The following is a 445-nucleotide window of genomic DNA, read 5'->3' as shown; positions in this document are numbered from 1 at the left end:
AGAAATCAATTTACGTTGCCTATACCGGCGGTACTATCGGTATGCAGCGCTCAGAGCAGGGGTATATCCCGGTGTCCGGGCATCTTCAGCGTCAGCTAGCGCTGATGCCGGAGTTCCATCGCCCGGAGATGCCGGACTTTACCATCCATGAATATGCCCCGCTGATGGATTCATCAGATATGACGCCGGAAGACTGGCAGCATATCGCTGAGGATATCAAAACGCACTACGACGAGTATGACGGTTTTGTTATTCTGCACGGCACCGACACGATGGCGTTTACCGCATCAGCGCTCTCTTTCATGCTGGAAAATCTGGGTAAACCGGTTATTGTGACAGGGTCACAAATACCGCTGGCCGAGCTGCGCTCCGACGGGCAAATTAATTTACTGAATGCGCTTTATGTCGCCGCTAACTACCCTATTAACGAAGTAACGCTGTTTTT

The 445-nt window shown here is 51.2% G+C and carries 1 protein-coding gene; it reads left to right on the top strand.

The window, feature by feature from the left end; genetic code table 11:
* The coding region (locus F7Q90_RS26085; RefSeq protein ID WP_211369713.1) for an asparaginase domain-containing protein at positions 1–445 on the top strand (445 nt) is incomplete at both ends.

This window comes from Pantoea stewartii subsp. stewartii, assembly GCF_008801695.1.
Taxonomy (GTDB): domain Bacteria; phylum Pseudomonadota; class Gammaproteobacteria; order Enterobacterales; family Enterobacteriaceae; genus Pantoea; species Pantoea stewartii.
This window is presented reverse-complemented; position numbering and strand designations above follow the sequence as displayed.